The organism is Tardiphaga sp. 215_C5_N2_1 (assembly GCF_052076055.1).
GTDB lineage: Bacteria > Pseudomonadota > Alphaproteobacteria > Rhizobiales > Xanthobacteraceae > Tardiphaga > Tardiphaga robiniae.
The window spans coordinates 465,282-489,417 of sequence record NZ_CP197240.1 but is presented as its reverse complement, the minus strand read 5'-3'; the positions used below and the strand labels follow the sequence as shown (position 1 = coordinate 489,417).

The 24,136-nt window shown below is 62.9% G+C and carries 27 protein-coding genes and 1 pseudogene; 9 read left to right on the top strand and 19 right to left on the bottom strand.

The window, feature by feature from the left end:
• Positions 1–109 precede the first annotated feature (109 nt).
• Complete coding sequence (locus tag AB7828_RS02155) at positions 110–1,339, top strand: MFS transporter (protein WP_441229274.1); 1,230 nt, start codon at positions 110–112, stop codon at positions 1,337–1,339.
• A gap of 34 nt (positions 1,340–1,373) precedes the next feature.
• Positions 1,374–2,135, top strand: coding sequence for an SDR family oxidoreductase (locus tag AB7828_RS02150; RefSeq protein ID WP_441229273.1), 762 nt, complete (start codon positions 1,374–1,376; stop codon positions 2,133–2,135).
• A gap of 29 nt (positions 2,136–2,164) precedes the next feature.
• Here AB7828_RS02150 and AB7828_RS02145 read toward each other — a convergent pair whose 3' ends face one another.
• From AB7828_RS02145 to AB7828_RS02135, 3 genes are all read right to left on the bottom strand, one after another.
• Positions 2,165–3,031 (bottom strand): DUF2163 domain-containing protein, encoded by an 867-nt coding sequence (locus AB7828_RS02145; protein ID WP_441229272.1) that lies wholly within the window; start codon positions 3,029–3,031, stop codon positions 2,165–2,167.
• 215 nt (positions 3,032–3,246) lie between these two features.
• Positions 3,247–6,006, bottom strand: a complete 2,760-nt coding sequence (locus AB7828_RS02140) for an EAL domain-containing protein (RefSeq protein ID WP_441229271.1) — start codon at positions 6,004–6,006, stop codon at positions 3,247–3,249.
• A 69-nt stretch (positions 6,007–6,075) separates the two neighbouring features.
• Entirely contained in the window at positions 6,076–7,308 is a 1,233-nt protein-coding gene (locus AB7828_RS02135; protein WP_441229270.1) for a FecR domain-containing protein, read from the bottom strand.
• A 172-nt stretch (positions 7,309–7,480) separates the two neighbouring features.
• Here AB7828_RS02135 and AB7828_RS02130 point away from each other — a divergent pair, with 172 nt between their 5' ends.
• Positions 7,481–9,244, top strand: a complete 1,764-nt coding sequence (locus AB7828_RS02130) for a ShlB/FhaC/HecB family hemolysin secretion/activation protein (RefSeq protein WP_441229269.1) — start codon at positions 7,481–7,483, stop codon at positions 9,242–9,244.
• Between the two features lie 9 nt (positions 9,245–9,253).
• Here the strand turns inward: AB7828_RS02130 and AB7828_RS02125 are convergent, their stop codons facing one another.
• The 8 genes from AB7828_RS02125 to AB7828_RS02090 form a co-directional block, all read right to left on the bottom strand.
• The gene (locus AB7828_RS02125; protein WP_441229268.1) at positions 9,254–9,892 is read right to left on the bottom strand and encodes a phage distal tail protein, Rcc01695 family; all 639 of its coding nucleotides are present in this window, start codon (positions 9,890–9,892) and stop codon (positions 9,254–9,256) included.
• A gap of 12 nt (positions 9,893–9,904) precedes the next feature.
• Entirely contained in the window at positions 9,905–10,474 is a 570-nt protein-coding gene (locus AB7828_RS02120) for a phage tail tape measure protein (protein ID WP_441229267.1), read from the bottom strand.
• A complete protein-coding gene (locus AB7828_RS02115) occupies positions 10,467–10,694 on the bottom strand; it encodes a rcc01693 family protein (protein ID WP_441229266.1) in 228 nt (75 codons plus the stop codon). The genes AB7828_RS02120 and AB7828_RS02115 overlap by 8 nt, the downstream gene beginning before the upstream one ends.
• Positions 10,691–11,017, bottom strand: coding sequence for a gene transfer agent family protein (locus AB7828_RS02110; protein WP_441229265.1), 327 nt, complete (start codon positions 11,015–11,017; stop codon positions 10,691–10,693). The genes AB7828_RS02115 and AB7828_RS02110 overlap by 4 nt, the downstream gene beginning before the upstream one ends.
• A 10-nt stretch (positions 11,018–11,027) precedes the next feature.
• On the bottom strand, positions 11,028–11,435 hold the full coding sequence (locus AB7828_RS02105) for a phage major tail protein, TP901-1 family (protein ID WP_089267052.1): 408 nt from the start codon (positions 11,433–11,435) through the stop codon (positions 11,028–11,030).
• 78 nt (positions 11,436–11,513) lie between these two features.
• Complete coding sequence (locus AB7828_RS02100; protein ID WP_441229264.1) at positions 11,514–11,921, bottom strand: DUF3168 domain-containing protein; 408 nt, start codon at positions 11,919–11,921, stop codon at positions 11,514–11,516.
• A gap of 78 nt (positions 11,922–11,999) precedes the next feature.
• Positions 12,000–12,320, bottom strand: a complete 321-nt coding sequence (locus AB7828_RS02095) for a phage head closure protein (protein ID WP_441229263.1) — start codon at positions 12,318–12,320, stop codon at positions 12,000–12,002.
• Positions 12,317–12,886, bottom strand: a complete 570-nt coding sequence (locus AB7828_RS02090; RefSeq protein ID WP_441229262.1) for a head-tail connector protein — start codon at positions 12,884–12,886, stop codon at positions 12,317–12,319. Before AB7828_RS02090 ends, AB7828_RS02095 begins: the two co-directional genes overlap by 4 nt.
• Before the next feature lie 94 nt (positions 12,887–12,980).
• Between AB7828_RS02090 and AB7828_RS02085 the strand changes: the two genes are divergently transcribed.
• The 3 genes from AB7828_RS02085 to AB7828_RS02075 all read left to right on the top strand — a co-directional run bounded on the left by AB7828_RS02085 (position 12,981) and on the right by AB7828_RS02075 (position 14,655).
• A complete protein-coding gene (locus tag AB7828_RS02085; protein WP_441229261.1) occupies positions 12,981–13,784 on the top strand; it encodes a S1 family peptidase in 804 nt (267 codons plus the stop codon).
• 126 nt (positions 13,785–13,910) lie between these two features.
• Positions 13,911–14,255 carry a hypothetical protein gene (locus AB7828_RS02080; protein WP_441229260.1) on the top strand — a complete coding sequence of 115 codons (345 nt, stop codon included), beginning with the start codon at positions 13,911–13,913 and terminating at the stop codon, positions 14,253–14,255.
• Positions 14,256–14,445: 190 nt separating this feature from the next.
• The gene (locus AB7828_RS02075; RefSeq protein WP_441229259.1) at positions 14,446–14,655 is read left to right on the top strand and encodes a hypothetical protein; all 210 of its coding nucleotides are present in this window, start codon (positions 14,446–14,448) and stop codon (positions 14,653–14,655) included.
• An 81-nt stretch (positions 14,656–14,736) separates the two neighbouring features.
• Here AB7828_RS02075 and AB7828_RS02070 read toward each other — a convergent pair whose 3' ends face one another.
• From AB7828_RS02070 to AB7828_RS02045, 6 genes and pseudogenes are all read right to left on the bottom strand, one after another.
• Positions 14,737–15,045, bottom strand: coding sequence for a hypothetical protein (locus AB7828_RS02070; RefSeq protein WP_441229258.1), 309 nt, complete (start codon positions 15,043–15,045; stop codon positions 14,737–14,739).
• Between the two features lie 100 nt (positions 15,046–15,145).
• Positions 15,146–16,456, bottom strand: coding sequence for a DNA-packaging protein (locus AB7828_RS02065; protein WP_441232183.1), 1,311 nt, complete (start codon positions 16,454–16,456; stop codon positions 15,146–15,148).
• Entirely contained in the window at positions 16,383–16,982 is a 600-nt protein-coding gene (locus AB7828_RS02060) for a hypothetical protein (RefSeq protein ID WP_441229257.1), read from the bottom strand. The genes AB7828_RS02065 and AB7828_RS02060 overlap by 74 nt, the downstream gene beginning before the upstream one ends.
• A gap of 45 nt (positions 16,983–17,027) precedes the next feature.
• Positions 17,028–17,807 carry a hypothetical protein gene (locus tag AB7828_RS02055; protein WP_441229256.1) on the bottom strand — a complete coding sequence of 260 codons (780 nt, stop codon included), beginning with the start codon at positions 17,805–17,807 and terminating at the stop codon, positions 17,028–17,030.
• A 217-nt stretch (positions 17,808–18,024) separates the two neighbouring features.
• A complete protein-coding gene (locus AB7828_RS02050) occupies positions 18,025–19,350 on the bottom strand; it encodes a hypothetical protein (protein WP_441229255.1) in 1,326 nt (441 codons plus the stop codon).
• A 108-nt stretch (positions 19,351–19,458) separates the two neighbouring features.
• Positions 19,459–19,638: pseudogene (locus AB7828_RS02045) on the bottom strand (phage major capsid protein); the annotation flags it as partial.
• Positions 19,639–19,775: 137 nt separating this feature from the next.
• Here AB7828_RS02045 and AB7828_RS02040 point away from each other — a divergent pair.
• The gene (locus tag AB7828_RS02040) at positions 19,776–20,105 is read left to right on the top strand and encodes a hypothetical protein (RefSeq protein WP_441229254.1); all 330 of its coding nucleotides are present in this window, start codon (positions 19,776–19,778) and stop codon (positions 20,103–20,105) included.
• Between the two features lie 111 nt (positions 20,106–20,216).
• Here the strand turns inward: AB7828_RS02040 and AB7828_RS02035 are convergent, their stop codons facing one another.
• On the bottom strand, positions 20,217–21,470 hold the full coding sequence (locus AB7828_RS02035; RefSeq protein WP_441229253.1) for a phage major capsid protein: 1,254 nt from the start codon (positions 21,468–21,470) through the stop codon (positions 20,217–20,219).
• A gap of 216 nt (positions 21,471–21,686) precedes the next feature.
• Between AB7828_RS02035 and AB7828_RS02030 the strand changes: the two genes are divergently transcribed.
• Both AB7828_RS02030 and AB7828_RS02025 read left to right on the top strand, forming a co-directional pair.
• Positions 21,687–21,830, top strand: coding sequence for a hypothetical protein (locus AB7828_RS02030; RefSeq protein WP_439066387.1), 144 nt, complete (start codon positions 21,687–21,689; stop codon positions 21,828–21,830).
• A gap of 476 nt (positions 21,831–22,306) precedes the next feature.
• Complete coding sequence (locus tag AB7828_RS02025) at positions 22,307–23,218, top strand: outer membrane protein (RefSeq protein ID WP_089267040.1); 912 nt, start codon at positions 22,307–22,309, stop codon at positions 23,216–23,218.
• 28 nt (positions 23,219–23,246) lie between these two features.
• Here the strand turns inward: AB7828_RS02025 and AB7828_RS02020 are convergent, their stop codons facing one another.
• Positions 23,247–23,963 carry an HK97 family phage prohead protease gene (locus tag AB7828_RS02020; RefSeq protein ID WP_441229252.1) on the bottom strand — a complete coding sequence of 239 codons (717 nt, stop codon included), beginning with the start codon at positions 23,961–23,963 and terminating at the stop codon, positions 23,247–23,249.
• Positions 23,964–24,136: the final 173 nt, after the last annotated feature.

Below are 24,136 nucleotides of genomic sequence, written 5' to 3'. Positions count from 1 at the left end.
AGAACCAGGCTCTAGCAGCGCTTTGCACGCCAGACATCAGCTCTAGCGCACCAAACTTCAGATTTTCTGCGATTGCAGCGCGTGCGCCGGAAGACCCAAGAAACAGCACATGACCCACAATGAGACCACGGCATCCACCACTACGGCTCCTGCGAACCGGACACGCGCCGCACGAACGCTTGCGCTGACTGGGCTCAACCACGCTTTGCACGACGGCTTCACGGACGCGATCTATGTATTGCTGCCGATCTGGCAGACCGAGTTTGCGCTGAGCTATAGCGTCCTTGCGATCTTTCGCGGTCTTTATTCCGGCACCATGGCATGTCTGCAGATTCCGGCAGGGCGTCTGGCGGAGCGGATCGATGCCAAACTCATTCTCTGCTGCGGCACGGCGCTGTCGGCGTTGGGCTACGCTCTCGCGGGCATCTCCGGTGGCATCGTCGGACTGAGCTTTGCGCTCGCATTGGCAGGCGCAGGTTCGAGCACCCAACACCCTCTGGCGTCCGCCGCCGTTTCACGGGCTTATGGGCGCGCTGCGCGCAGGCCGCTCGGCATCTACAATTTCACAGGCGATCTCGGAAAGGCGGCCATCCCGGCGCTGATGTCTCTGCTGCTTGTCACCATCGCCTGGCGCCATGCCGTATTCGCGCTCGCTATCGCCGGCATCGCCGTGTCTGTCGCCATGGCGGTGTGGATGCCGGCCGTGGGCATCGGGCATGCAGCAGATGCGAAGGAACGGTCCAGCAAGACCGGTCGAGGTCGGGGCGGATTCTATTGGCTCCTGGCGATCGGAATGCTCGATAGCGCCGTCAGAATGGGCTTTCTCACCTTTCTGCCATTTCTCCTGATTGAAAAAGGAGCCTCGCTTCCCACCAGCGGTTTTGCTCTGGCACTTCTCTTCATCGGTGGAGCCGCCGGCAAATACGCTTGCGGCTGGCTCGGCGACAGGATCGGCACCCGGCGCACCGTCCTCTTCACCGAGGTTGCGACGGCGGTTCTGATTGTCGGCGTTCTGGTTCTGCCACTCATCCCGGTTATCGTCGTTCTGCCGGCGCTGGGGGTGATGCTCAACGGCACGTCGTCGGTGCTGTATGGAACGGTTCCCGAACTGACCCCGCCCCATCGCACCGCGCGTGCCTTCGCCCTGTTTTATACCGGCACCATCGGCGCGGGCGCCGGTGCCCCGGTTCTCTATGGTTTTCTGGGCGACGCGTTCGGACCCGCAACGGCAACGGCCGCGACCGCAATGACGGCGCTGGCGATCTGCCCGTTCATGATCGCACTCTCAAGGCATCTCAGCGATGACGTCGAAATCGGTCAGGCATCGCACGCGTCCTAGATTATCATTTCACCATCACATGAAGGTTCGTTAGATGGATACAGTCTCGCAGACGCCGCTCATTCTGATCACGGGTGGAAGTCGTGGCGTAGGCGCCGCGACTGCGCGGCTTGCTGCCACGCAAGGTTACGATGTCGCGATCAGCTTCGTCTCCAACGAAACTGCCGCCCTTGAGGTGGCGGCTGATGTCGAAGCTGCAGGGCGCAGGGCTTTGACGGTCCGCGCAGATAGTGCAGATCCAGAGCAGGTCGCTCAATTATTCGCCGCGATCGACCGAAAGTTCGGCCGGATCGATGTGCTGGTGAACAACGCCGCGATGCTCGCGCGGCAGTCCCGGCTGGAGGATCTTGGATTCGAGCGGATGCAGCGCATCTTCGCGGTCAACGCGATCGGTCCTATCCTTTGCGCTCAGCAAGCCGCGAAGCGGATGTCGTATCGCCACAACGGGCGGGGCGGTTCCGTGATCAACATCTCGTCGGCTTCGGCCCGGCTCGGCAGCCCCGGCGAATATGTCGACTACGCTGCGTCGAAGGGCGCCGTCGAGACATTCACGACCGGCTTCGCCAAGGAAGTCGCGCGGGACGGGATACGCGTCAACTGCATTCGCCCGGGGCACATCTACACTGACATGCATGCCAGCGGCGGAGAGCCGGGACGCGTGGATCGCGTCAAGGACTCGATCCCCATGGGCAGAGGCGGTCAGCCTGAAGAGGTTGCGCGGGCGATCCTGTGGCTGGCAAGCGCCGAGGCGTCCTTCGTGACCGGCACGTTCCTCGATGTCACCGGCGGCAAGTGAGTAATTCGCTCGAAAACGCTATAACCCACTCATCCCCCGCCCGTCCCCGGCGTCGGATAGCTCATAACGAAATCGTTGCCGGGAATCTGCGGGAAGCCGCGGAAATTATCGACATTGCCGAAGCGATCGCGGCAGGTCGCCAATGTCTTGTCGCAACCGGCGGTGACGGTGAACGCATCGCCGGCTGCGATCGGCTCCGCCATGGCCTGCCATAGCGACAGCCGCACATGGCCTGCGCTCACGCGATGCTGCTTCACTTCCATGGCGAGCCCGGCATTGCTGCCGCTCGTCCATGTCAGGCGCCCCGCAGTGAACAGATCATCTGCGAAGGCACCGAGGCCACGCGCGGAAAACATCGACACGCCCTCAAGCGCCTCGACCGTACCGGCGCCCCGCCAGCCTGCGAGATTGATGCGGCATTTGCCGTCGCCGAGATCGGCGCCGCAGCGCGCCGTATAGAGCCGCCCGCTTTCCTGCGACAGCAGCGCCGCGAGCCCGCGCAATTCGGCGATGAATGCAGTGCCTTCGCGCTTCACTTCGCCGAGCGTGCCGCGCGCCGTCAGCACGCGCAGCGAGATGTCGCTCCAGTCCACCAGCCAGGTCTCCACCTGCGCGGCATCGTAGCGCCCCGCCGCGAGATCGGCGTCGGTGAGGATGTCGTCGTCCAGCGCACCGGCGATATCGCCGCCGTCCACCGACAGGTCAAAACGACTCGTGGCTTCGGACGCCGCGAGCCCGGTGCCGGCGCGATAGGTGACACCATCGATGACGAGATCGCAGTCGTGATCGGTGAAGCCGGCGACGACGCCGTCGCGTCGCGTCAGCTTCCAGACCTGCGCCAGTGTGGTGACGCCGGAATCGAGTTTGGTCTGGAGCGCGGATGGCACGTTGCGCATGCGGCGATCCTCTCACTGGCCGTTGCGCAGAACCGACAGCAATCGCCCTGACGTCTGCCGTCAAGGACGATGGCCCTGGAGGCGAGGCATGTTGGCCGTCACCGAATTTGTGCCAGAGCGTTTTCGAGCGAAGTGGATACCGGTTCGCGTCAAGAAAACGCGTCAAAATAAAAAGCTGGAGCCTCGGTTCTGATTTGATCAGCGCCGAAAAGACTCTAGGCCCGGACCGCTCTTGCCTGAGATTGGTCAGACCGCTCAACCGCAAAAAACGTTGCGGCGAATTCGGATGCCGGCATCGGCTTGCCGAAGAAATAGCCCTGAGCTTCGGCGCACCCCAGCTTCGCCAGCATGTCTGCGGTGGTGCGGTCCTCGACGCCTTCGGCGACCACCGAGAGGCCGAGTTGCCTGGCGAGATCAATGGTCGAACCGACGATGGCGGCATCGGTTCGGCTCGATACCAGCTCGCTGACGAACGAACGGTCGATCTTCAGCCCGTTGAGCGGGAATTTGCGGAGATAACTCAGGCTGGCATAGCCGGTGCCAAAATCATCGAAGACCACGCGAACACCCTGGTCGAGCAGCCGGTGAAACATCGCCAGCGCCCGTGCAGCATCATCGAGCAGGATGTCTTCCGTGACTTCCAGCTCCAACTGCGCGGCCGGAAGGCCCGTGGCAGCGAGTGCCGTTACAACGTCATCGGCCAGATCACCCTCCGCGAATTGCGACGGGGACAGATTGACGCCCATGCGAATGCGATGGCCTGCCCCCGACCATGCAGCGCCCTGCCGGCAGGCCGTGTGCAAGACCCAGCGCGCCACCGCGTTGGAGATCGGAGACGTATGGACGATCGGCATGAACTGGAACGGCGGGATCAATCCGCGCTCCGGATGTCGCCAGCGGATCAGCGCTTCGGCGCCGATCACGCGGTGATCGGCGAGCGAGACCTGCGGCTGGTAGAATAATTCGAATTCGTGGTCCGCCAGAGCGCGCACCAGATCGGCCTCGGTCGATAGCCGGCTTTCCATATCCCGACGGAAGCTCGCCTCGTAAAACACCGCACCGTTGCGCTCGGCCTTGGCACGAACCAGCGCCAGATGCGCATTGCCAAAAGCCTCGTCAATGCTAGCAGCATGGTCGGGCAACATCACCACGCCGATACTGACGTCGACCTTGTGCGATCGTCCGCCGACCGGCAGCGGACGATCGAATGCGGCGCGGCATTGACGGCATAGCGCCATTGCGGCTTCGCCGTCCGCATGATCGGCGAGCACGGCAAACTCGTGCCCGGTCAGACGTGCCACGAACGCGCCGATGCCCAGTTCAAGTTTCAAATGTTCGCCGATGGTCCGCAGCATCAGATCGCCGAAACCTTGACCGAGCATGACATTGGTTTGCTGCAGGTTATCGACGCTGATCGCCAGCAGGCTGATCGGATGCGGATGGCATTGTGCCTCGGCCATCGCCGCTCTCAGCCGGACCTGCAGCGCGTCACGGTTCGGCAACCCGGTCAGGCTGTCGTGTTCGGCCAGGTAGCGGATCTTCTCTGCTTCCTGCTTGCGCAGCGAGATATCGCGCAGGCTTGCGCCGTAGTTAAATCCGTCGGTACCCTGCCATCCGGAAAAACAGGCCTCGATCGCAAAGGTTTCGCCGTTCTTCCGGCGGCCTTCGAATTCGACCACGCGGCCACCCGCGGCTTGCAGGCTTTGCTCGGGCAGGTCGCGGATTGAAAACGGCGCAAAGGTGTTGTCGCTGGCCGGATGCGCGCACAGTGTGTCGAAAGGTCGGCCGATCATCTCGTCCGCACGATAGCCGAAGATCGACTCGGCGCCGGGGTTCCACATCGTGATCGCAAAATCCGGACCGGCGCAAACCAGGCCGTCACCCAGCGACATCGTCACTCGTTCGAAACGCTTCTCTGCGATGCTGGACAGCAGGCCGCGAACATCAATTTCGTCAAGCGCGATGGCTGTGAGATATGCGACGATCGCGGTCTGAAACAGCGCAGTTTCCAGCACAATCGGCCAGCGGCTCTGCAGCAGATATCCGATTGCCTCGATAGCCACCCCGAGCGCGATCAGCAGCGCCACTCTGGGGCCGGCCGGAAATCGACGCCAGACCAGCATCATCAGCAGCGCAATCAGCGCGACGCCCGACCACGTCACGACGCCGGAGGTGGACGTCAGCGCACGCTGTTGCGCAATCGACTCCGCCGCAAGCACCTGTAACACCGGGCCGGCAATCACCGCGCCGTTCGGCACACTAAAGCGATCGCCCAGTTCGAGCGCGGTCCCTCCGATGACAGCCCTCTTGCCCTTGAGCTGTCGCAGCACCTCGGGTGTACCGTCCAGAACATCGGCATAGGACACCGTCGGCACCGTCACAGCACGAATGCCGTAGTCGATCATGAATGGCGGCCGTGACAAGTTTGACGCTCCGGCCAGCACACTGGCCATCGAAGGCAACGTCTGACCGCCGATGATTTCCGCAAACGGGGAGCGCCGAACGCGTCCATCCGCCTCGACCGTGACATTGACCACTGCGGACCAGGATTGCGCCGCGAATTCCGGCAATGGCCGATTGATATGCAGCAGCCCGGACTTGCCTGCATGAATCGGCTGCCGGAACGACGGCAGCACCACCGATCCGCCGGCTGCTTGCAGCGCTGCGGCGAACGCCGCATCCGCCGCAGGATCCGACGGCGTACTGAAATCGACGTCGAACGCGATGTCAGTGGCGCCGGCCTTCTCGAGCGTCTCGATGAGTCGGGCATGAATGCTGCGCGGCCATGGCCAGACGCCGATGCGCTCGATCGACTTCGGATCGATCGCCACCAAAACAATCTCACCGCTCGCAGCGCGCGGGGTCCAGCCGAAGCGCTGATCCGTCAGCATGTTCTGGATGCCGACGCTCAAGCCGCTGAGAACCACGATGGCCAGCGCAAAGACTACCAGCAGATGCGGCCGATGCTGTTTCACGCTTCCGGATTCCCGTTGGTCCGAACCTCAGCGATCACCGCGCGGGCTTGCGCCAGCGCACGAACAGCCTCAATTCTTTCCGTTTCCTCTGCCGTTGCCGTTATTGCCGTTGCCGTGATTACCGTTATTGCCGTTGTTGCCGTGGCTGTTGTCGTCACTGGCGTTTCCGGACCGTGCGCGAGCACCGTAAGCATTGCCGACGGCTCCGCTATTGCCGTTGTTGGAATTCCCGTTTGAAGTTGTCGAGGCGCCAGACGCGTCGCTGGACGAGGCATTGGCGTTCGCATTGCTCGCTGCCGGACCGACCACCGCCGCCACAGAGGCCGGCACGCCGTTGCTTTCGCTGACATTACCCTGACCGTTCAGTCCCGCGGTAGTTGCTTTGCCGTCGCGGGCATTCCAGATGGTGGTCTCGGCCGATACAGCACCATGTCCGGCCGGCGTCGCCGACGTTGTGCCGCGTGCCAGCCCATTGGTGACCTTGCTGAAGTTCAGCCGGACGTCGCCGATCGGATTGCCAATGCGCAACGCGTTGCCGGGATTGCCGGCGGCGCGGAGCGACGCGGCGGGTTTCGTCGCACTCGCCGACGTTGCCGCCCTGATCTCGCCCACAGTGCGCACCTGCATGCCGTTTGCCGCATTGCGCGGCGCGCCGAGTCCGTTCTTGGGCACCATCAGACGCTCGATCGACGGCGTGCGTGGCTGGCCTTGCTCGATAGGCGTGAACGTACCAGAACCTGACAATGCCAGACCGATCCTGCCGCTTGCGAAGGATGTCGCCGCCTGCCCCGGCAACACCTGTGCGATCTGCCCGGATTTGAAATCGGAGACCTGCACCTGACCGCGGGTCACGTTGACGCTGGTCCCGGTCGCGCTGACGGTGATACGGAACTGCGTGCCCTTCACGACCGCAGCGAGATATGGCGTTTCGACTTCGAAATGCTTGACGTTCTTTTTCTCGACATCGAGCAGGATCGAGCCAGCCTGCTGCAGGATGGTCGTCTGCACTCCCTCGCCGGCCTGTACCGGGATCGCGATTGCCGAGTTCGGCGCGATCAGGATGCTCTCTTCACCACGGGTCAGCAGCACGCGGCCATTGCGTCCGGTCCGGATCGTGTCGCCGGCCTTCAACTCGCTCTGCTGCGACAACGACGCGTGCTGTGCGCCAGACGTCACGGTCCAAACCTCGCCTGACGATTTGCTCACCGACCACGGCTGAACGTCAGCGGTATGCGCAATCCCCGACCACATGATGGACGCAAGAGCAACGGCGGCACGAGCGGCCCGTTTGGTCGATGACATCGTTATCCTCTTTTTTCAGGCCTGTCCCTCACCTACGTGAAAAGCGTCAAAAGACGATTGACGTGGGAAGTTATCTTCGGGGGCTCCGCGTTAAGGATTCGTTGACCATAAAAACTTACGAATTTTGAGGGGCTTGCGGACTTACCCGCGGGCGAGTCGGAATTTCTGCTGCATGACATCCGTGGTTTGCTCATCCGCTCGCGGCCGACGCGCCGCAAGGACGAGTGTTGTCGTCCATGGGCTGATCGTGCTGCTTGCGGCCTGGCGTCCGCAGACGGCGCTTGGACAAGCGGCCAATCCAGGCTTCGATCCCCTGCAACCGGAAAAGCATTTCGACGCTGCGCGCTCCGAACAGAATCGCGGCGGACCGCGTCCCTCGGTGCCGACGCCACGCGGCGGCGTCTCCGCCACGGGAGATACCAAGAAGCTGTTCGTGCTGCGCGGCGTGTCGATCTCCGGCGCCGACGCCATCGCTCCCGCCGCGCTCGCCGCGGCCTACCAGTCCTATCTCGGCAGGCGCGTATCGCAGGCCGATCTCGGCGCTATCGCCGCGTCGATCACGCAGCAATACCGCCAGTCCGGCTATCATCTCAGCCGCGCCATCGTGCCGCCGCAGGATATCGAGGGCGGACGGATCGCCATCAAGGTGATCGAAGGCCGCATTTCCGACCTGGTGATCGATGGCGATGCCGGCGACCGGTTTGGCGTCCGCGCGATGATGGCGCCTGTCATGGCCACCGGCCCGTCGCGTCAGGATCTGCTCGAGCGACAGCTGCTGCTGATCAATGCGACGCCGGGTATCCGTGTTGCGGACACCGCGCTCGAGGAAATCGGCACAGCGTCCGGGCGTTTCCGCCTCACCGTCTATGTCAAGACCTGGAACGTCTATACGTCGTTCGGTCTCGACAATTTTGGCTCCAGGGCGGTGGGACCGTGGCAGGGCTACGCCACCGGCGCGTTCAATTCCTATCTCGCTCCGGGCGACTCCATGGTGGTCAATCTCTCCACGACGCCCGGCGACCCGCGTCAGCTCGCATTCGGCCGCATCGGCTATGAAACGCCGATCGGCATCGACGGCGTCCGCATCGGCGGCTCCGCGCTGTACAGCGAGGTGCGGCCCGGCGACTGGCGGCTTACCTATGGCGACCTCACCAAAACTGAATCCTACGAAATCCACGGCAGCGTGGTGCCCCTGCAGTCGCTCAACCAGACACTGACGCTGACGCTCGGCGCCACCGTCAGCAATATTTCCGAGACTGACGTGTTCGGCACGCTCTACAACGACCACCTGCGCATCCTCAGCGGCACCATGGACTACCGGTTGAAGGACGACTTCGGCGGCGTCAACTATCTGACGCTCGGCTGGCGCCAGGGCCTCGACGTGATGGGCGCATCGAAGCGCGGCGATGACTTGATCTCCCGCGACAGCGGCACCGGTGCGTTCTCGACGATCAATCTCTACTTCACGCGTTATCAGACGTTGACCGATGCCTGGTCGCTGAAAGTCTCCGCTGCGGGCCAATACGCCTCGACCCAACTCCTCACCTCGCAGCAGTACTACCTCGGCGGCGGCGCGTTCGGACGCGGTTACGGCAATGCCGAAATCAGCGGCGACAACGCCATGGCCGGCGCGCTGGAGTTGCGCTACGACGGCACGCTCGGCCTGCCCTATACGCGCGGTTACCAGCTCTACGGTTTTGCCGAAACCGGCGCGGTCTGGAATGTCGGCTACAACTACACGGACGGATTGTCACTCAGTTCGGCCGGCGCCGGCATCAGGCTGTTTTTCGACGGCGACCTTCGCGCCGATATCGGCGTCGGCGTGCCGCTGAGCTATCGCTCGCCGGATAATTCCAGCCGCAGCGCCCGCTTCCTGTTCACGCTGTCGAACGCGTTCCGGCTCTGTCCAGAGCGCGCGCGCTTTACCTGTACGTAAACCCGCGGCTTAGACCCGGATCTCCACCAGCGGGATTTTGGGAATCGCGCCGGCTGCAAAGGCCGACAGATCGACTTCGAGATAATCCGTGTCGAACCGCACGGGCACATCGAACTGGAAGCCGGCGGTGATCGCAGCACCCATCGCGGGAATGTGCCCGCTGGCGAATGTCACGACACCACGCGTCACGTCACAACTGAATGCGCTGTTCGCGATCTCTTCACCGGCCACGGCAATCCGCACGCTTCCATCGACAGGCTTGATAATCGGCCGCTGATACGGCGCAAAAGCGCTGCCATAGGTCTTCATCAGTTGAAACGAGGCGGCGGCGCCGTCGCCGATGCCGATGCCCTGATCGAGTGGCGAGATCGCTCCGCCTGAGATGTTCGACGTCTGATCGAGCCGGTCGCGCCAGCGAAAGCCATGCAGCCGTCCCCGCCGTTCCTCGAAAAACGCCACCACGCTCTGCAGCGCCGCCAGCGTCCTGGTGCCGTAGCCTGCATCATAGCGGCGGCGCGAATGCGCCCAGCGCGCGTTGCGCTCCTCGCGGCCGGAGCCGAACGACACGATCTCCGTGCGTCGCTCCGGCCCGCCCGCGCTTTTCAGCGCAATATCGAGCGGAAACAGGATGTCGTGAAATTCTGTCATGCAAGTGATCCATCACAGACTGCGCTGCCCGCGTGCCACCGCCCGGGCGATCTGGCCGGTGACGTAGCTCTCCGAACGACGGAAGCCGTCGAGATCCGGCGTCGCGATCTGCACGTTAATCGTGTTGCCACCGCCCTGCGTGGCGACGCCGAGGCTGCCATCGGGGGCGCGTTGCAGCGGCATGATCGCTTCCGGTCCGGATTCGCCGGCCAGACCCGTGCCGCCGCCGGACATCGGGAAATAGCTGGGCGTGCCGATCACGCCGCCCGACGCGAACGCCTTCACCGGACTGCTGACGCCGGCCTTGCCCGCGCCGCCGAACAGGCTCGAGACCAGCGAGGAAATGCTCGATGACATCGCGCCCGCGCCGGCCTGCAGCGCGGACTTGGTTGCCAGATCCGACATCTTCAGCGCCAGCGACTTCAACACATCGTCGAACTTCTGGCCTGAGGCGACCGAGCTCGAAAATGCCTGGGTCATCACTTTCGAAAAGGTAGTGGCGGCTGACGTCAGGCCGGCGGTCTTCACCGTCATGCTGTCGAGCGTGCTCGACGCCGCGCTGAGGTCACTGGTGTCACTCATGGAGAAGCTCCCCGGAATCCGGAAACTGTGTCATCAGTGCGTCGAGCGCGCCGCGGTCCATCGGCATCGACACGGGTCCACGCACCGCCGCGATGGCATGCGCCAGTTCACGCGGCGTCATCCGCCAGAACGCATCGGGCGACAGCCGCAGCACGCCGAAACCGAACTGCATCGCCTCGGCCCAAGGAAACGGAGGCGGAAATGGCGCGCGTGATGTCATCGCGTGGCCTGCGGCGTCTCGGTGAAGGTCGCCGATATCAGTTCAGCGGCGATGCCGACAAAGCCTGCCGCACCGCCCGGCACGGTCATGGCCGCGACCTCGTCGTCGCTGGTCGCCTCGCCTGCCCCGCGCAATCCGGCGCCGATGATGCGGATGAGATCGCGCGCCGACATCCGCCCGGAGCCGAACCGTTCGGCGAGTGCCGCGAGGTCATCGGCGCCGAATGCGCTTTCGAGCTCCGCCAGCGCACCGAGCGTCAGCACCAGGTTGCGGCTGCGGCCGCCGAGTTCGGCGGCAATCTCGCCGCGCAATCTGTTGGGCATGGTGATCTCCTCACACCGCCGCGAAGGTCAGCGCGCCCGCAGACTCGAGCGCGAGATCGAAACTCACCTCGCCATTGTGTTCCCCGGCGAATTCCAGACTGGCGATCTGGAACAGGCCGGTAATGGTGCCGAAATCCGGCACCAGCACCTGGCAATTGTTGATGGTGCCGTCGAAGAACGCCTGCCGCACCAGCGCATCGGAAGCGCCGTCCTTGAACAGGCCGCGGCCGGAGATCGACGCACGGCGCACGCCCGCACCGGCGAGGAGTTCACGCCAGCGATCGACGGATTCCGCATGGGTGATATCGACGATCTCCGCATTGAAGGCGATCCGCCGGCTGCGCAGCCCCGCCACCGTGACGAAGGTGGTGCCGTTATGGATCTTGATCAGCAGATCCTTGCCCTTCTGTGCGCCCATCGCGTGCTCCCTTGGACAATAGCGTTTTCGAGCGAAGTGGATGCCGGTTCGCGTCAAGAAAACGCGTCAAGGCGAAAGTCACTCTGGCTCGGTGACGGCGCGAAACCGCACCACGGCGTGATAGGTGCGGCCATCGGCCTCGCGCCGGATATCGGCGATGGCGAATCTGAGATTGACCAGCCGGTGGCCATCAGGCGTCAACGGCGCGTCGTCCAGCGCCTGCAGCAGCGCGCCGGTGATGACATGCGCCTCCCTGTGGCCGCCCTGCCGCGACCAGGCATGCAGCGTGAGCTGATGCTCCTGCACCTGGCCGTCATCGGCGGAGACATCGACGATGCGCGCATCGCCAAGCGTGACATAGGGAAACGCGACATTGGCGGGCGGCTCGTCATAGACGCGGTGACCGCCGAGCGCGAAACCCAGCGCCGTATCGGCCTTGAGCGCATCAAAGATCGCCGCGCGCAAGGCGACGTGTGCTGCGGGCATGGGAGGCTCCGTGGGAGCAAAGCATTTTCGGGCGCAATGGATGCCGGTTCGCGTGAAGAAAACGCGTCAAGACAAACGTCAGTCGATGCGCCATTCGGCGTCGATCTCGATGAAGCGGCGGTCGTCGATCTCGCGCAGCGCGGTGATGCGATAGATCTTCGCGCCGTCGATGAAGCGATGCCGCAGGGTCAGCGCGAAACCGCTGCGCAGGATGATGCGCAGATGCACCCGCGCGCCATCGGCATCGGCCTCGACCTCGCTGTTCATGCGCGCCGGCAGCACGGCGGCCCAGACGGTGGCGACCGCACTGTAGCTGCGCGCGACGCCGCCCTGCCCGTCATCGACCTCGTCGGGCACCTCGATCACCAGCCGCGTTTTCAACCGTCCGGGATCGATCATAGCGACAGCCCCCGATACGGCGCGATCAGCGCGTGCAAGCCTGCGGGCCGCATCGCAGCGCCGCCGCCGATCGCCGCGAGGCCGCGATTGTCATACCAATGCGCCAGCAGGATCTTCAGCGCATGAACGAGATCCGCCGGCACATCGCTCGCAAGCGCGCCGAAGCCGCAGATCACATCGAGCTCGATGCCGGCGACAGCGCGGCCTGGCACCGGCAGCGCCCAGCACGGCGCGGCGATCGCATTGGCCGCCGCATCGACGACGAAACTCTCGAGTTCCAGCGCATGCGCCATGCCCGCCGCATCGAACACCCGCGCGGCGAGCAGCGTCTGCAGCGGCCCGATACGGGGCGCGATGCGTCCATTCGGCGGCCACGCGTCCAGCACGACGCGCCAGGTCTGCGTCAGCAGTGCGCGGCGTGTCAGCGCTTCCAGATGCGCGCGGGCGGCGGCGATCAGTGCGGTGATGACGGCGTCATCGTCGGCGTGCTCGACACGCAGAAATTGTCTGGCCTCGGCAAGCGACAGCGGTTCGCTTGCCGGCGGCACCAGCAGAATGGCGGACATGAGATTCTCCGGGAGGCTCGTGTGACCAATCAGGGAATTGACATCGCGGGTCCGCGGGGCTGACATCCCCGCCATGATTCAGACAGGTTCCCGCATGCCCCGTCGCGCCGGCGCGACGCTGCGCTCACGCGCCGTCATTCGCTCTCTCGCCATTGCCAGCATTGCGCTTGCATCGCTCATCTCAATTCCCGCTTCCGCCCTGGTCGGCGGCGCCAGCCTGCGCGATGACGAGATCGGCCGCGCGGTGATCACCATTGTCGGCTCGCGCGGCAATTTCTGTTCCGGCGCGCTGATCGCGCCGACCCTGGTGCTGTCGGCGGCGCATTGCGTGACGCCCGGCGCCAGCTATAAGATCGTGCTCTATGACGCGCAGAAGCAGCCGCAATTGCTCGCGGTGAAGCGCGTCGCCGATCACCCGCAATTCAACGCGGAAGGCATCAAGGCGCATCGCGCCAGCGCCGATGTGGCGCTGCTGCAGCTCGCAGATCCCTTGCCCGGCAAGACCGCGCTGCCGCTCGGGGTGCCTACCGAGCCCTTCGCCGCCGGGCAGAATTATCTGGTGGCCGGCATCGGCGTCGCCGCGCGCGGCGACGGCAAGAGCGGCGGCACCGTGCGCGCGGCGCAGCTCACCTCCACCAGCCATCCCGGCAAATTGCAGATAAGACTGGTCGATCCCGCGACCGACAACACGCGCGACGGCCTCGGCGCCTGCACCGGCGACAGCGGCGGGCCCGTGCTGCAGCAGCAGAATGGCCGCACCGTCGTGATCGGCGTGGTGTCGTGGTCCACCGGCGCGAAGAACGCCGCCGGCTGCGGCGGCCTCACCGGCGTGACGCCGCTGACGCTGTATCGCGACTGGATCCTGCAGACGGCACGCGCCTGGGGCACCCCGCTCTGATCGGTGCCCTTGATGCATTCGTCATTCCGGGTTCGTGTCCGGCTGGCGCCGGCCCCCGCCCCGGAATGACAGGGTCATCGCCGTCGTTAAGTTCCGTGAAAGGTTCTCCGCTATGATCCGCGAATCATGGGGATCTCCGACATGCTGCGCCTGCTCACTCTCACCGTCGTCGCGATGGCCCTGACCGCGGGCGCGCAGGCCGCCGACATGGCCGGCCAAGATCGCATCGGCCGCATCGGCCGCCTGTTCGACGAGCCGGTGGTGAAGAGCCGCCGCGTGGTGGTGGTCAAGGACGAAAAGCCGATGGAAGAGCCGATCGTGCAATATGCGCCGGAGGTGGATGTGTCTTCCATCGTGCACGGCTATTACGGCAAGCCGAATTCCTATTATTACCGCAACTATTACGGCACCAAATCCGAGACGATCTTCAGCCGCGCGCCCTATGGCTGCGGCTATTACGGCTATTGCTGAGCGCCGCGCGGAACAGGCGCGCCGGCCGCGGACGTCTCAGACTGCGACAGCGTTTTCATGCGACAGCATTGTCATGCGACAGCATTGCCTGCGACATTGTGATATTGGCGTCTCTCATTCTTGTGAACTGCATTTCCGAAACGCCTCCCTAGCTAGAGGGGGTGCTTCAGAGCATCACGGGAAGCCGGTTATGGGAAAAGAAGAAAAGACCGAAGCCGAACTCGAGGAAATGATCGCCCAGCGCATCGTTGTCGGCGGCGTCTATGTGTCGATCCGCAAGGACGCCCTGCTCGGCTGGCGGCCGATGGTGATCACCGCGCCGAAACACGCCACCTATGCCCAGCAGCTCGCCGACGAAGTGGCCGTGGAACTGCGCAAGAAGTTCGTGCTGAAGGATTGAACCTGTCCGCACCAGGAATTCCGGGCGCATGGTCCCATGCAGCAGCATTCCATGCGACAGTATTCCATGCGCCCGTATCGCTTAATCCTTCTTCTCGGTCACATTGCTGATCGTCTTGACGCCATTGCTCTCGGTATAGGTCACCGTGACGCGCTCGCCGGCATGCAGCGACTCCGGAACCGTGCGCAGCCTGAATTTCTCCACCGCGCCCGGCGTATTCGCGCCGACGGTCTCGCCGGCCGGCGCCTGCTTGATCACCACTTCGCTGGTGGTGCGATCGAGGATGGTGACGACCCCCGTGAAGGTCTGGTCAGCCTGGGCCGCCGAGCCCGCAAAGGATCCCAGCGCGGCCATCACGGCCGCACACGCGACGCGTTCGGTCAGTCTCATTGTCGTTCTCCCAAGCTTGCGTGAATGGAGGTAACGACGGCGGCGGGGGAATGGTTCCGCGAGATGGATCTCGAAAGATCGACGCAAATTCGTCCGATTGTCACAACAGCCTGATCCGAGGCCCACCGCTGATGAAATTGCTCATCAGCGAAGTGATCCCCCACACCATGGCGTCGAGTCTGTCAGGCGAACGCCCGCTCGATAATCCCTCGACTCCAAAGTCGCACATCTCGTCTTCGAGATCGGGGAAGCAGCCGACATGCTTCACCTTGCCTTGCTCATAGAGCGCCGCCACCGGCTCGGCGCGCAGATACTTGCCGCGCGTCGCATGGACTTCCTTCAGCGGCACCGTGTGATCGACCTCGCGCAGCACCGCGCGGACCATCTCGCCGCCCATATTCACTTCGGCGACGATATTGTTGGCATTGAGCCGGTGATACAGCGCAATGGCCTTGCTGGCCCAGGCCGATGGTGACAGCCCGGCGGCAGAAGCATCCTCCAGCACATAGAACCAGCCGCTCTCGGCGCGGCCGACCGCGACGATGCCGCAGGCGTCCGCGCCCTTGCGCGAGGTGCCCGGCGGATCGATCGCCACCACGATTTTCGACAGCGCCGGCGGCTCCACCACGCGGCACGCCTCGATCAGCGCGCGCGACCACAGCGCATCCGGCCGGTCCTCGATCAGCTCGCCGTCCAGCTCCTGCCGCCCCATCCGTGTGCCGGCATAGCGGCCGACCACGGCATCGAGGAAGACCGGCGACAGATAATCCTTGTTCGCCTGCGTCGGTGCCCGCGTCACCCGCGTGCGTGGATCGACCAGCAGTCGCTTGATGACGGGCAGCGGACGCGGCGTCGTGGTGATCAACTGTCGCGGGCGCGCGCCGAGCCGCAATCCGAATTGCAGCATGTCGAAGGTCGCTTCGGCATAGCGCCACTTCGCCAGTTCATCGCACCACGCGGCCTCGAATTGCGGCCCGCGTAATCCTTCCGGCTCATCGGCAGAGAACACTTGCCCGACCGCGCCGTTCGGCCAGTCCAGCCGCTTGCGGGATGCCGTCCAGGTCGGGCGCTCATGCAGCGGCGACGTCCGCAGCAGTCCGGACTCACCTTCCACCATCACCTCGCGAGCGTCGTGCCAAGTTTCTCCTATTAGCGCGATGCGTCCGTAAGCATGAGATGCGTAAGGCGATCTGCCGAACACCAGGGCACGTACCCATTCGGCTCCGGTGCGCGTCTTGCCGGCGCCACGACCGCCGAGCATCAGCCAGGTCGTCCATGGGCGTCCGTCATTGCCGAGAGCGCCATGCTCCTGATGCGGATGCGCAAAGACGGCGAAATCAGCCGCCAGTCTGTTCTGCGCCCGAAAGCTCTCCTGCTCCAGCCACGCATGTGTCAGCCCTGCTCCGGACAAATCGCTCAATGCGCTCCGCAAGCGCGACACGGAATCCGTCGGCATCATCTGGCAATTCATCGACGAGCCCTGCTTGTGCGATGTCAGGTGCGCGCAGGCGCTGCACCTTGAACAGTGTCTCGGTCAGGCTGCCCAGCGTCTGCGCGGTGCGCTGGCTATCGACCGGCGCGGCCGGCCGGGCACCGAGATGCACCCGCATTGCCTCCACAGCCGCTAGTTCTTTCTCGACAGCGGCTTCGAGCCGTTCTGCCAGCGATGGAAGCTTCGATGGATCACCTGTCTCGTCGGCTATGGAGGGCTCGTCCGTCGCAGCTTCCGCCTCAAGCGCGAGCTTCATGGCAGGCGAAAGATCGCGCGCCGCCCGATCCTTGCTGGCTTTCCAGCCCCAGCGCGCCGCAAGCCGCCGCATTGTGCCGGCGGAGACACCGACATCGATAGCGATTGAGTTGATCGGCTCTCTCGTGTCCTGCCAGCGGCGACGGACATTTTCCATTAGCTCAGGAGTCAGCGTGGTAGGAAGAACCATAGCGTAAACCAAAGTTATGAGGCCGTGGCGATTGACCCACAGCGACTAGCTCTCAGAGATGAGTAAGGACTGGCCGAATGCAAATTCGTCAAACTCGCCTTCCAACTGACTTCTTAGCTCTGACGAGAACGGCATAAACTCGTCGATGCCGTAAGAGCCAATATACACGTCCTCAGTCTCGTCAATTTCAGGCCTAGGAATCCAAAACTGAAAGCCAGAAAATTCAAATCGACTAAGCTCTCGGAGCAAGAGAAACTTGTTTTCCAGTGGCATATTTTCATGGATGGCGATTAACCACTTGGCCGGGACATCGGATGTGCTCTTCCCAAAAACCAGTGCGAGAGGGATCCTCGCCGATTTCAATGCATTCCTAATAGCACTGTACTGTGGGTGCTTTACGTTAATCGCGACTTTCCATTGCGCCCAGCTAACCGTCGCCGGCTTATTTAACGACGGGGTTCTCGAACCAAGCGTATCGAGCCTAACTTCAATGGACCGAAGCGAAGATTCAATTAGCGCCTCTACGGTATCCAATCGAGTGAGACTCACAGTCGAGTTAGATTTCTTGCTGATATAATCAGAGTAATGCATGTCATCCTGCAACTCTGCCCTGAACTTAGTTTGCAGAAATGCCCAAACCACAAGAAATAGAGGAAAGAACCCGACTCCGGCGCCCACAAGCAGAGAGCGTTCTAGGCTTCCGGGCTCCATAGATACGGCGGCCCGCAGAACGATCCCCTCACTCAATACAAGACCAACGATCCACGCTGCCAGCAATTGAAATGGCTTCGTGATGTTCTGCGGTTGAATACTATTCTCACTCATTCTTGCTCCACCGCGGTGCTGACTGACGTAAGTTATCACTCCCAATGTCTTGGGATGCCGTAGCGATCGACGTTCAGCTAGCCGCGCGAAAAACATCGAAAGCGGTGGAGGGTGAGTTTGCGGCGACCTCCAGCATGTCCTGAGTGTCGGCCGCACTGAAGCCCAAGGTCTTTTTGGAGAAAACCTCCTAAATCCTTGCCGTCACGTATTCGAACCATCAAGGACTCGTTGGACACCCCTTGAACTGTTCTAGGATCAGACGCGTTCTACTCGGCGTTTCGGCATTCGGACGAACGGCATTGACCAGAGCCTGCAGAAGCGGAACAGCACCTGTTACTTCATCGCTAACGCCTTTCGCGATAGCTTCTTGCCTTTGAACATTTGTAAAATTCGCAACATAAAAGACAAACGGTGTGCTGATCTCGCTCTTCCTCATAGAATCGAACAGCCCATAGCCGGCCGCCGGGTCGGAGTCTCTACGAAAATCCGATACGATGACTGAATATTTTTGTGGGTCATCGGTGAGTCGCCTCATCGCATCGAACGTGTTCTTTTCTAAAACAAAGCAGAAGCCCAACGTTCCCAAGATTCGGCGCTCTTGTACATTCCTGCGCGGCTCGTCATCAACCCAAAGACCGTAAGTTCGCTGCAGAGGCACGTTAAGTGCCTGCTGCATGGTAGCAAGAAGAGAACTGCTCGTGCCGGCTAATTCACCTTTACTCTTCATGATTTCAGCCAGGTCCACGACACTGGTTATTCGCTCCTTCGCCGCGTTGGCTTCGATATAGAGTGCTCCTACCCATATCAAGGCGGCAATGACTGGACTCAGAAGAAAAGCAAGCTTTATGGGTTCGAAATTATTAGATAGCCAAATGGTCAAACCGCGCCAAGGCGTAGGCGCATTGCGACGATCGAACGCCTCCACTGGGTCGCTTCCTAGCAGCAGAGGAACCCAGGCGCGCGACATATATTCGTCCGCGGGTTTTCCAGCATCGTCCGTGAAATATCCGCTATGGCCGAACAACGAATAACGGTTGCAAAACTCTGGCCCTGTCATGCCAACGAATCCAGTCCGTCCCGCCATACCTGTGAGCGGGACAAGGAATTGACTGGCAATTAACGCGACATCCGACGCGCCACAATCGTTTATGACCCGCGTGACACGCCCGGGCATGAGATCGGCCCAGTAAAAATCCGAGCGGAGGACGCTTCCAGCCAGAATAAGCGTATTAACTTGCAGCTTCAAATCCGCTGGAAGATCTCTGAGGGCCCACGAAACGAGATGCGTCCCGAAACTATGCGCGACAATATCAATGCGCGACGGCTTGGACCGCTTCACGAGATCGATTAATTCACGCTTGAATCGCCGTACCAGTAGCCATCTCGTGAAAGGAATAATGAAGCCCATCATCGAGAAATAGCCATAGACAAAATGGTGGACGGTAATTGGACTACGTGATTTCGCTAAAATCTCTTTCTCAAGACGCCCTTGCCAATCGCCAAAGGTTCTAATGCCGTGAACCGTAATTACTAAATGATCCATTTCCCCACCCGCTTAACCACACGGGAAATGTTGCACAGCTGTTGAGTTAATACTACTTATGATTTTATGAATATTTTCCGCAACCTTTAATGCGCGAGCTGAGGCTCTTTAAGTCATCGCAAACCTCAGCACCTTGATCGCATCAACGTCCTGTACGCCGCCCCCGACCCGCTTGGTCGTGTAGAACAGCACATGGGGCTTGGCGCTGGTGGGATCGCGCAGCACCCGCACGCCCTGGCGGTCCACGATCAGGTAGCCCCTGCGGAAACCGCCGAAGGCGATCGACAGCCCCCCGCCGCGCCATCCAGCATATCCGCGATACGCGCCGCGCACGTCAGATCAGCCTCACACAAGCCCTTTCTGGCAAACATGCATCGCACAACCGTCGCCATCGCTCTCGCGCAGCGACGCGCCGATCAGAAGGAATGCCCGTCGTGCTGCGCCAGCTCGCCTTCGCCTGCATCGCTGCTGCTGTGACGCTGCCGGCGGCAGCCGCCGATCTCTCGGGCACTCCGCGCTATGGCCAAGGTCAGGTGGTGGAGCCGGCACCGCTTGTTGGCGGCGGGCGTTTCCTTGCCGTCGAATCCCCGCCATTCGACAAGGTCACCACTTATTCGTCCCCGGGCGGAGCTCCAATTCAGGTTCACCGCTATTTCGGCCCGCCGCAAGTTTCCTACTACTACAGCCACTATGGTGTGCCCCCGGAGCTGCTTGTTGGCCGCCAGCAATTTGGCTGCAACTACCGCTATTGCTGAACCAGAGAGCATGATCCCGAAAAGTGGCTTCCGGTTTTCGGATCGGATCATGCTCCAACAAAAGAGAAAGCAGCGGGCGACGGCAAATCGCCCGCACCGATCGCCCGCCCCTCAGCTCACCGCAAACTTCAGCAGTTTGATCGCATCGAAGTCCTGCACCCCGCCGCCCACCCGCTTGGTGGTGTAGAACAACACATAGGGCTTGGCGCTGTAAGGGTCGCGCAGCACGCGCACACCCTGGCGGTCCACGATCAGATAGCCGCGGCGGAAATCGCCGAAGGCGATGGACAGCGAGCCCGCCGCGACATCCGGCATGTCCTCGGCCTCCAGCAGCGGAAAGCCGATCAGGCTCGATTTGCCGCCGGCCACCGCCGGAGGCTGCCACAGATAGACGCCGGTCGAATCCTTGAATTTGCGGACGGAGCTTTGCGTCTTCCGGTTCATCACGAAAGTCGCATTCTGGCGATAGCCCGAGCGAAGCGCGTAGATGAGATCCACCAATACATCCGATGGATTTTCATTGGGAAACGCGCCAGCCGCTCCGCTTGGCACATAACCGACATTGCCCCATGTCCATGAGGTGTTGGCAACCGTGGTGTAAGCCAGGAAACCCTTCGGCTTGTTATTGCCATCGCCGTTCACGAAGGCCGCGCCCTCCTGCATCGCGAAGACGAGTTCGACCTCGCCGGCCAGCCACTCGTCGATATTGACGGCGGAATCCTCAAGCAAGGTCGCAGTGGCCGCCGGCATGGCGTAAAGCTCCATCGCCGGGAATGCCAGTTCGTCGAGCACGGGCGACGTCGTCTGCGACCGTGCCGCCGTTTCACCGACCCAGCCGGTGGCCGGCCCCGCCGTCATGAACGGCTTCTTGTAGAGTCCGCTGGAAATCCGGCGGACACCTGCAATGCCGCGGATCGGCGAGATCATCGCGAGCCGTTCGGCGATCACGGTGTCCAGTTCGACCGGCACCAGATAGCCGCCATCGGTATTGGAGCCGACCGACATCGCCTTGGTCTCGATCTGCCGCAGCCCTTCGCTCTCGCCGGATCGCACATAGGCCTCGAAGGCCGACTTGTGTTCGGAAGGTTGGGGGCGCGCGGCGCTGTCCGCAGCAAGTGCGGGCCGCGCGCCCTTCAGGGACAACTGATCGAGCCGCCGATGCTGCGCATCGAGCGCCTGGTTGATGCGATCGACCTTCTCCTCCAGCAGCACATCGCTGCGCTTGTGCTCGATAACAGCCAGTCGCTCGTCATTGGCGGCCTTGAATTCCTCGAAGGTCTGTCGCAACTCGTCATAGTCGTCGCGCGCGCCGGTCGAGAAACCGGCTTTGTGTTCCGGGGCAGTATCAGTGATATCGAAATTCATGGGCAGATCTCCATTGGGGGTCATTGGGGTGATGGAACAGGGTCACGCGAAGAGAGCCGTGCCGGCGCGTTGACGGGCGCGGCGGGGGCTGCGAAACTTGCCCTGAGCGACGTCGAATTTGATCTGGAACAGTGAACCCGCGGGCGGGGTACGGTGTTATCGCCCGGTATGATGACAGGGCACGGAGCCGACGCGATGCAACACGCTCAACTACCGATGACGAAATACGAGCAGTTCCTGCAGCAGGCGCAGGAACAGATGCTCGCCTTCGAGCGGCGCGAAAGTGAATTCCGCAAGCGCGAGCGTGAGGAGCGCGCGGCGCAATTGCACCTGCCGATTTCGCGCGACGAGCTGCACTAGGTCCTCACACGGTTTTCAGATTTGCGGCGAAACGCGACACCGGCGCTCACGGCGCCGAGCGCCTGCTTGCGATCGGCGCTGCTGCGCATCGAGCGCCTGGTTGATGCGATCGACCTTCTCCTCCAGCAGCACGTCGCCGCGCCCGCGCTCGATCCGCGCGATGCGCTCGTCCTTAGGCGGACTTGAATTCCTCGAACGTGTTGCGCAGTTCGTCGTAATCCTCGCGCGGCAGCGCAAAGGCCGCCTTGTGCTCGGGCGCAGCGTCGGTGATGTCGTAGGTCATGGTGTGGTCTCCGTGGGGGTTCGTGAACGTTGGAGGAAATCGGGCACGCGAACGCGCCGCGCGCGGCGTTGATTGGCGATGATCGAGGTCACTTGTCTCGGACGCGACGGAACTGTGCGGAATGGCACAGACCCGCCTCCCCCGCTCTGCCTAGGCTGCTGCAAGCGGGGATTCGCCCCGCCGGGGGAACGACATGCGCAACATCACCATGACTGGAATGCTCGCCGGCCTGGTCGCGGCCGGAGCCGCGCAAGCGGCCGATGTGACCGTCAAGGCGCCGCGGCTGCCGCCGGCCGAGACCTCGTGGGTGCCGCACTCCGGCTTCTTCGTCGGCATCGGCGGCAGCGCCAATACGCTCGATTTCGGCACCCAGAATGTCTATGCGGTGGGGACGTCGAACGTCTTCACCAACGGCGTGCTGACCTCCTCGGGATCGGCCGCCGGCCCGGCGACGCTGTATCCGGACGACCGTGCGCAGATCGCCTTCTCGGCGCAGGGCGGCTACTTCTCCCGTTTCTCCGGCAGCGACTGGCTGTGGGGCGCCAAGTTCGGCTACAGCTATCTCGGCACCAGTTCCAACATCCGCGCGGCGCTGCTGCCGCAGGTGGGATCGTTCACGCCGACCGGCACGAGCACGGTGGTGCCGTTCACCGGCAACGCGCTGGTGCAGTCCTATCAGATCCATATCGATCACCAGATGACGTTCGTGCCCTTCATCGGCCATGCGTTCGACCGCGGCTTCGTCTATCTCGGCGCCGGCCCGACGCTGACCCGGGTCCGCACCGACCTCAACGGCCTGATCGGCTTCGCCGACCTCAACGGCAACCGCACCGACGTCTCCGGCGCGCCGATCAACCTGACCAGCAAGAGCTGGGTGCTCGGCGGCGCCGCCATGGTCGGCGCCACCTACTTCCTCGATCCGACCTGGTTCGTGGATGTGAACTACATGTTCGCCATGACCGAAAACAACACCGCGAACTATGCGAGCCCGTTCACCAATCCGAACGGCACCGGCGGCACCACCAACCAGGGCACCATGGTCGGCACCGCCGCCGCGCGGACCCAGACCCAGGCGATCACGGCGACGATCAACAAACTGTTCTGAGCGCGCATCGCGGCGCGGCGCGTTGTCCTCAGCGCCCGGCGAACCGGGCGTGGGCGGCGACGCCGTGCAGCGCGCGTTTGCGATCGGCGCGGGCGCGCAGCGAACAGGCCTGGACAGGTCCGCCCGCTTTGCGCCCACGCCGGATGACCAGCGCCGGTGCATCCGCGGCGCCGCTCAAATCGGTGCGATATGAGTCGATGACGTGTTGGCCGGTGAGCTGGGTCCAGTCGCGCTCGGCCTGATCGCGCGGGCGCGAGCGCGGCGCGTCCTTCACGGCGCTCACCCGCGCGCCGTGCAGCAGCGGGAATGTGACGATGGACACTTCCCAGAGATCGACCTGATAGAGTTTGCGCACCCGCGTCTTCGGCTCGATCTGGCCACGCTGGGTGCGATAGCCGATCCACAATCCGTCCACCGCGCCGGCCTGCAGCAGCGCCAGCAATTCGCGGGCGCGTGTCACATCCGGGATCAGCCGGCCCCGCGCCCATAATCCGCGCAGGTCTTCCTTCATCTCGAGCCAGACGCCCACGGGCTCCGAGGGATCGTGCTGGAACAGCATCGGGATTTTTCGCAAGCCCCGCTGCTTCAGCGTCTGCGTGAAGGCGCCGGGCATCACCATGTCGCGCGCTTGGTCGATCTCGCCGAACAGCGAGGCATAGCCCTCGATCACGCCGTCCGGCGTGAGTGCGAGGCGCGCGGGGGATGGCTGGGGTGATGGCCAGGGAGATGGCAACGGGGCATGCATCGGCGGCCTCGCAACATGCGGGGGAAGAAGAGCGACAATCGATGTCAGGAGTGTCCCCTCCCTCCAGCGCAGCGAAGCTGCGCGCAGTGGGGAGGGTCAGGGTGGGGTGTCACCACAGGTGACGGCGCCTGTGGAAGCACCCCACCCGTCTCGAACCGCTTCGCGGTTCGATC

What these genes read in the sequence shown, in the direction of transcription:
- AB7828_RS02155 (WP_441229274.1), top strand. Translation starts at nt 110, where the DNA reads ATGACCCACAATGAGACCACGGCATCCACCACTACGGCTCCTGCGAAC.
- AB7828_RS02150 (WP_441229273.1), top strand. Translation starts at nt 1,374, where the DNA reads ATGGATACAGTCTCGCAGACGCCGCTCATTCTGATCACGGGTGGAAGT.
- AB7828_RS02145 (WP_441229272.1), bottom strand. Translation starts at nt 3,031, where the DNA reads ATGCGCAACGTGCCATCCGCGCTCCAGACCAAACTCGATTCCGGCGTC.
- AB7828_RS02135 (WP_441229270.1), bottom strand. Translation starts at nt 7,308, where the DNA reads ATGTCATCGACCAAACGGGCCGCTCGTGCCGCCGTTGCTCTTGCGTCC.
- AB7828_RS02130 (WP_441229269.1), top strand. Translation starts at nt 7,481, where the DNA reads ATGACATCCGTGGTTTGCTCATCCGCTCGCGGCCGACGCGCCGCAAGG.
- AB7828_RS02125 (WP_441229268.1), bottom strand. Translation starts at nt 9,892, where the DNA reads ATGACAGAATTTCACGACATCCTGTTTCCGCTCGATATTGCGCTGAAA.
- AB7828_RS02120 (WP_441229267.1), bottom strand. Translation starts at nt 10,474, where the DNA reads ATGAGTGACACCAGTGACCTCAGCGCGGCGTCGAGCACGCTCGACAGC.
- AB7828_RS02115 (WP_441229266.1), bottom strand. Translation starts at nt 10,694, where the DNA reads ATGACATCACGCGCGCCATTTCCGCCTCCGTTTCCTTGGGCCGAGGCG.
- AB7828_RS02110 (WP_441229265.1), bottom strand. Translation starts at nt 11,017, where the DNA reads ATGCCCAACAGATTGCGCGGCGAGATTGCCGCCGAACTCGGCGGCCGC.
- AB7828_RS02105 (WP_089267052.1), bottom strand. Translation starts at nt 11,435, where the DNA reads ATGGGCGCACAGAAGGGCAAGGATCTGCTGATCAAGATCCATAACGGC.
- AB7828_RS02100 (WP_441229264.1), bottom strand. Translation starts at nt 11,921, where the DNA reads ATGCCCGCAGCACACGTCGCCTTGCGCGCGGCGATCTTTGATGCGCTC.
- AB7828_RS02095 (WP_441229263.1), bottom strand. Translation starts at nt 12,320, where the DNA reads ATGATCGATCCCGGACGGTTGAAAACGCGGCTGGTGATCGAGGTGCCC.
- AB7828_RS02090 (WP_441229262.1), bottom strand. Translation starts at nt 12,886, where the DNA reads ATGTCCGCCATTCTGCTGGTGCCGCCGGCAAGCGAACCGCTGTCGCTT.
- AB7828_RS02085 (WP_441229261.1), top strand. Translation starts at nt 12,981, where the DNA reads ATGCCCCGTCGCGCCGGCGCGACGCTGCGCTCACGCGCCGTCATTCGC.
- AB7828_RS02080 (WP_441229260.1), top strand. Translation starts at nt 13,911, where the DNA reads ATGGGGATCTCCGACATGCTGCGCCTGCTCACTCTCACCGTCGTCGCG.
- AB7828_RS02075 (WP_441229259.1), top strand. Translation starts at nt 14,446, where the DNA reads ATGGGAAAAGAAGAAAAGACCGAAGCCGAACTCGAGGAAATGATCGCC.
- AB7828_RS02070 (WP_441229258.1), bottom strand. Translation starts at nt 15,045, where the DNA reads ATGAGACTGACCGAACGCGTCGCGTGTGCGGCCGTGATGGCCGCGCTG.
- AB7828_RS02060 (WP_441229257.1), bottom strand. Translation starts at nt 16,982, where the DNA reads ATGGTTCTTCCTACCACGCTGACTCCTGAGCTAATGGAAAATGTCCGT.
- AB7828_RS02055 (WP_441229256.1), bottom strand. Translation starts at nt 17,807, where the DNA reads ATGAGTGAGAATAGTATTCAACCGCAGAACATCACGAAGCCATTTCAA.
- AB7828_RS02050 (WP_441229255.1), bottom strand. Translation starts at nt 19,350, where the DNA reads ATGGATCATTTAGTAATTACGGTTCACGGCATTAGAACCTTTGGCGAT.
- AB7828_RS02040 (WP_441229254.1), top strand. Translation starts at nt 19,776, where the DNA reads ATGCCCGTCGTGCTGCGCCAGCTCGCCTTCGCCTGCATCGCTGCTGCT.
- AB7828_RS02035 (WP_441229253.1), bottom strand. Translation starts at nt 21,470, where the DNA reads ATGAATTTCGATATCACTGATACTGCCCCGGAACACAAAGCCGGTTTC.
- AB7828_RS02030 (WP_439066387.1), top strand. Translation starts at nt 21,687, where the DNA reads ATGACGAAATACGAGCAGTTCCTGCAGCAGGCGCAGGAACAGATGCTC.
- AB7828_RS02025 (WP_089267040.1), top strand. Translation starts at nt 22,307, where the DNA reads ATGCGCAACATCACCATGACTGGAATGCTCGCCGGCCTGGTCGCGGCC.
- AB7828_RS02020 (WP_441229252.1), bottom strand. Translation starts at nt 23,963, where the DNA reads ATGCATGCCCCGTTGCCATCTCCCTGGCCATCACCCCAGCCATCCCCC.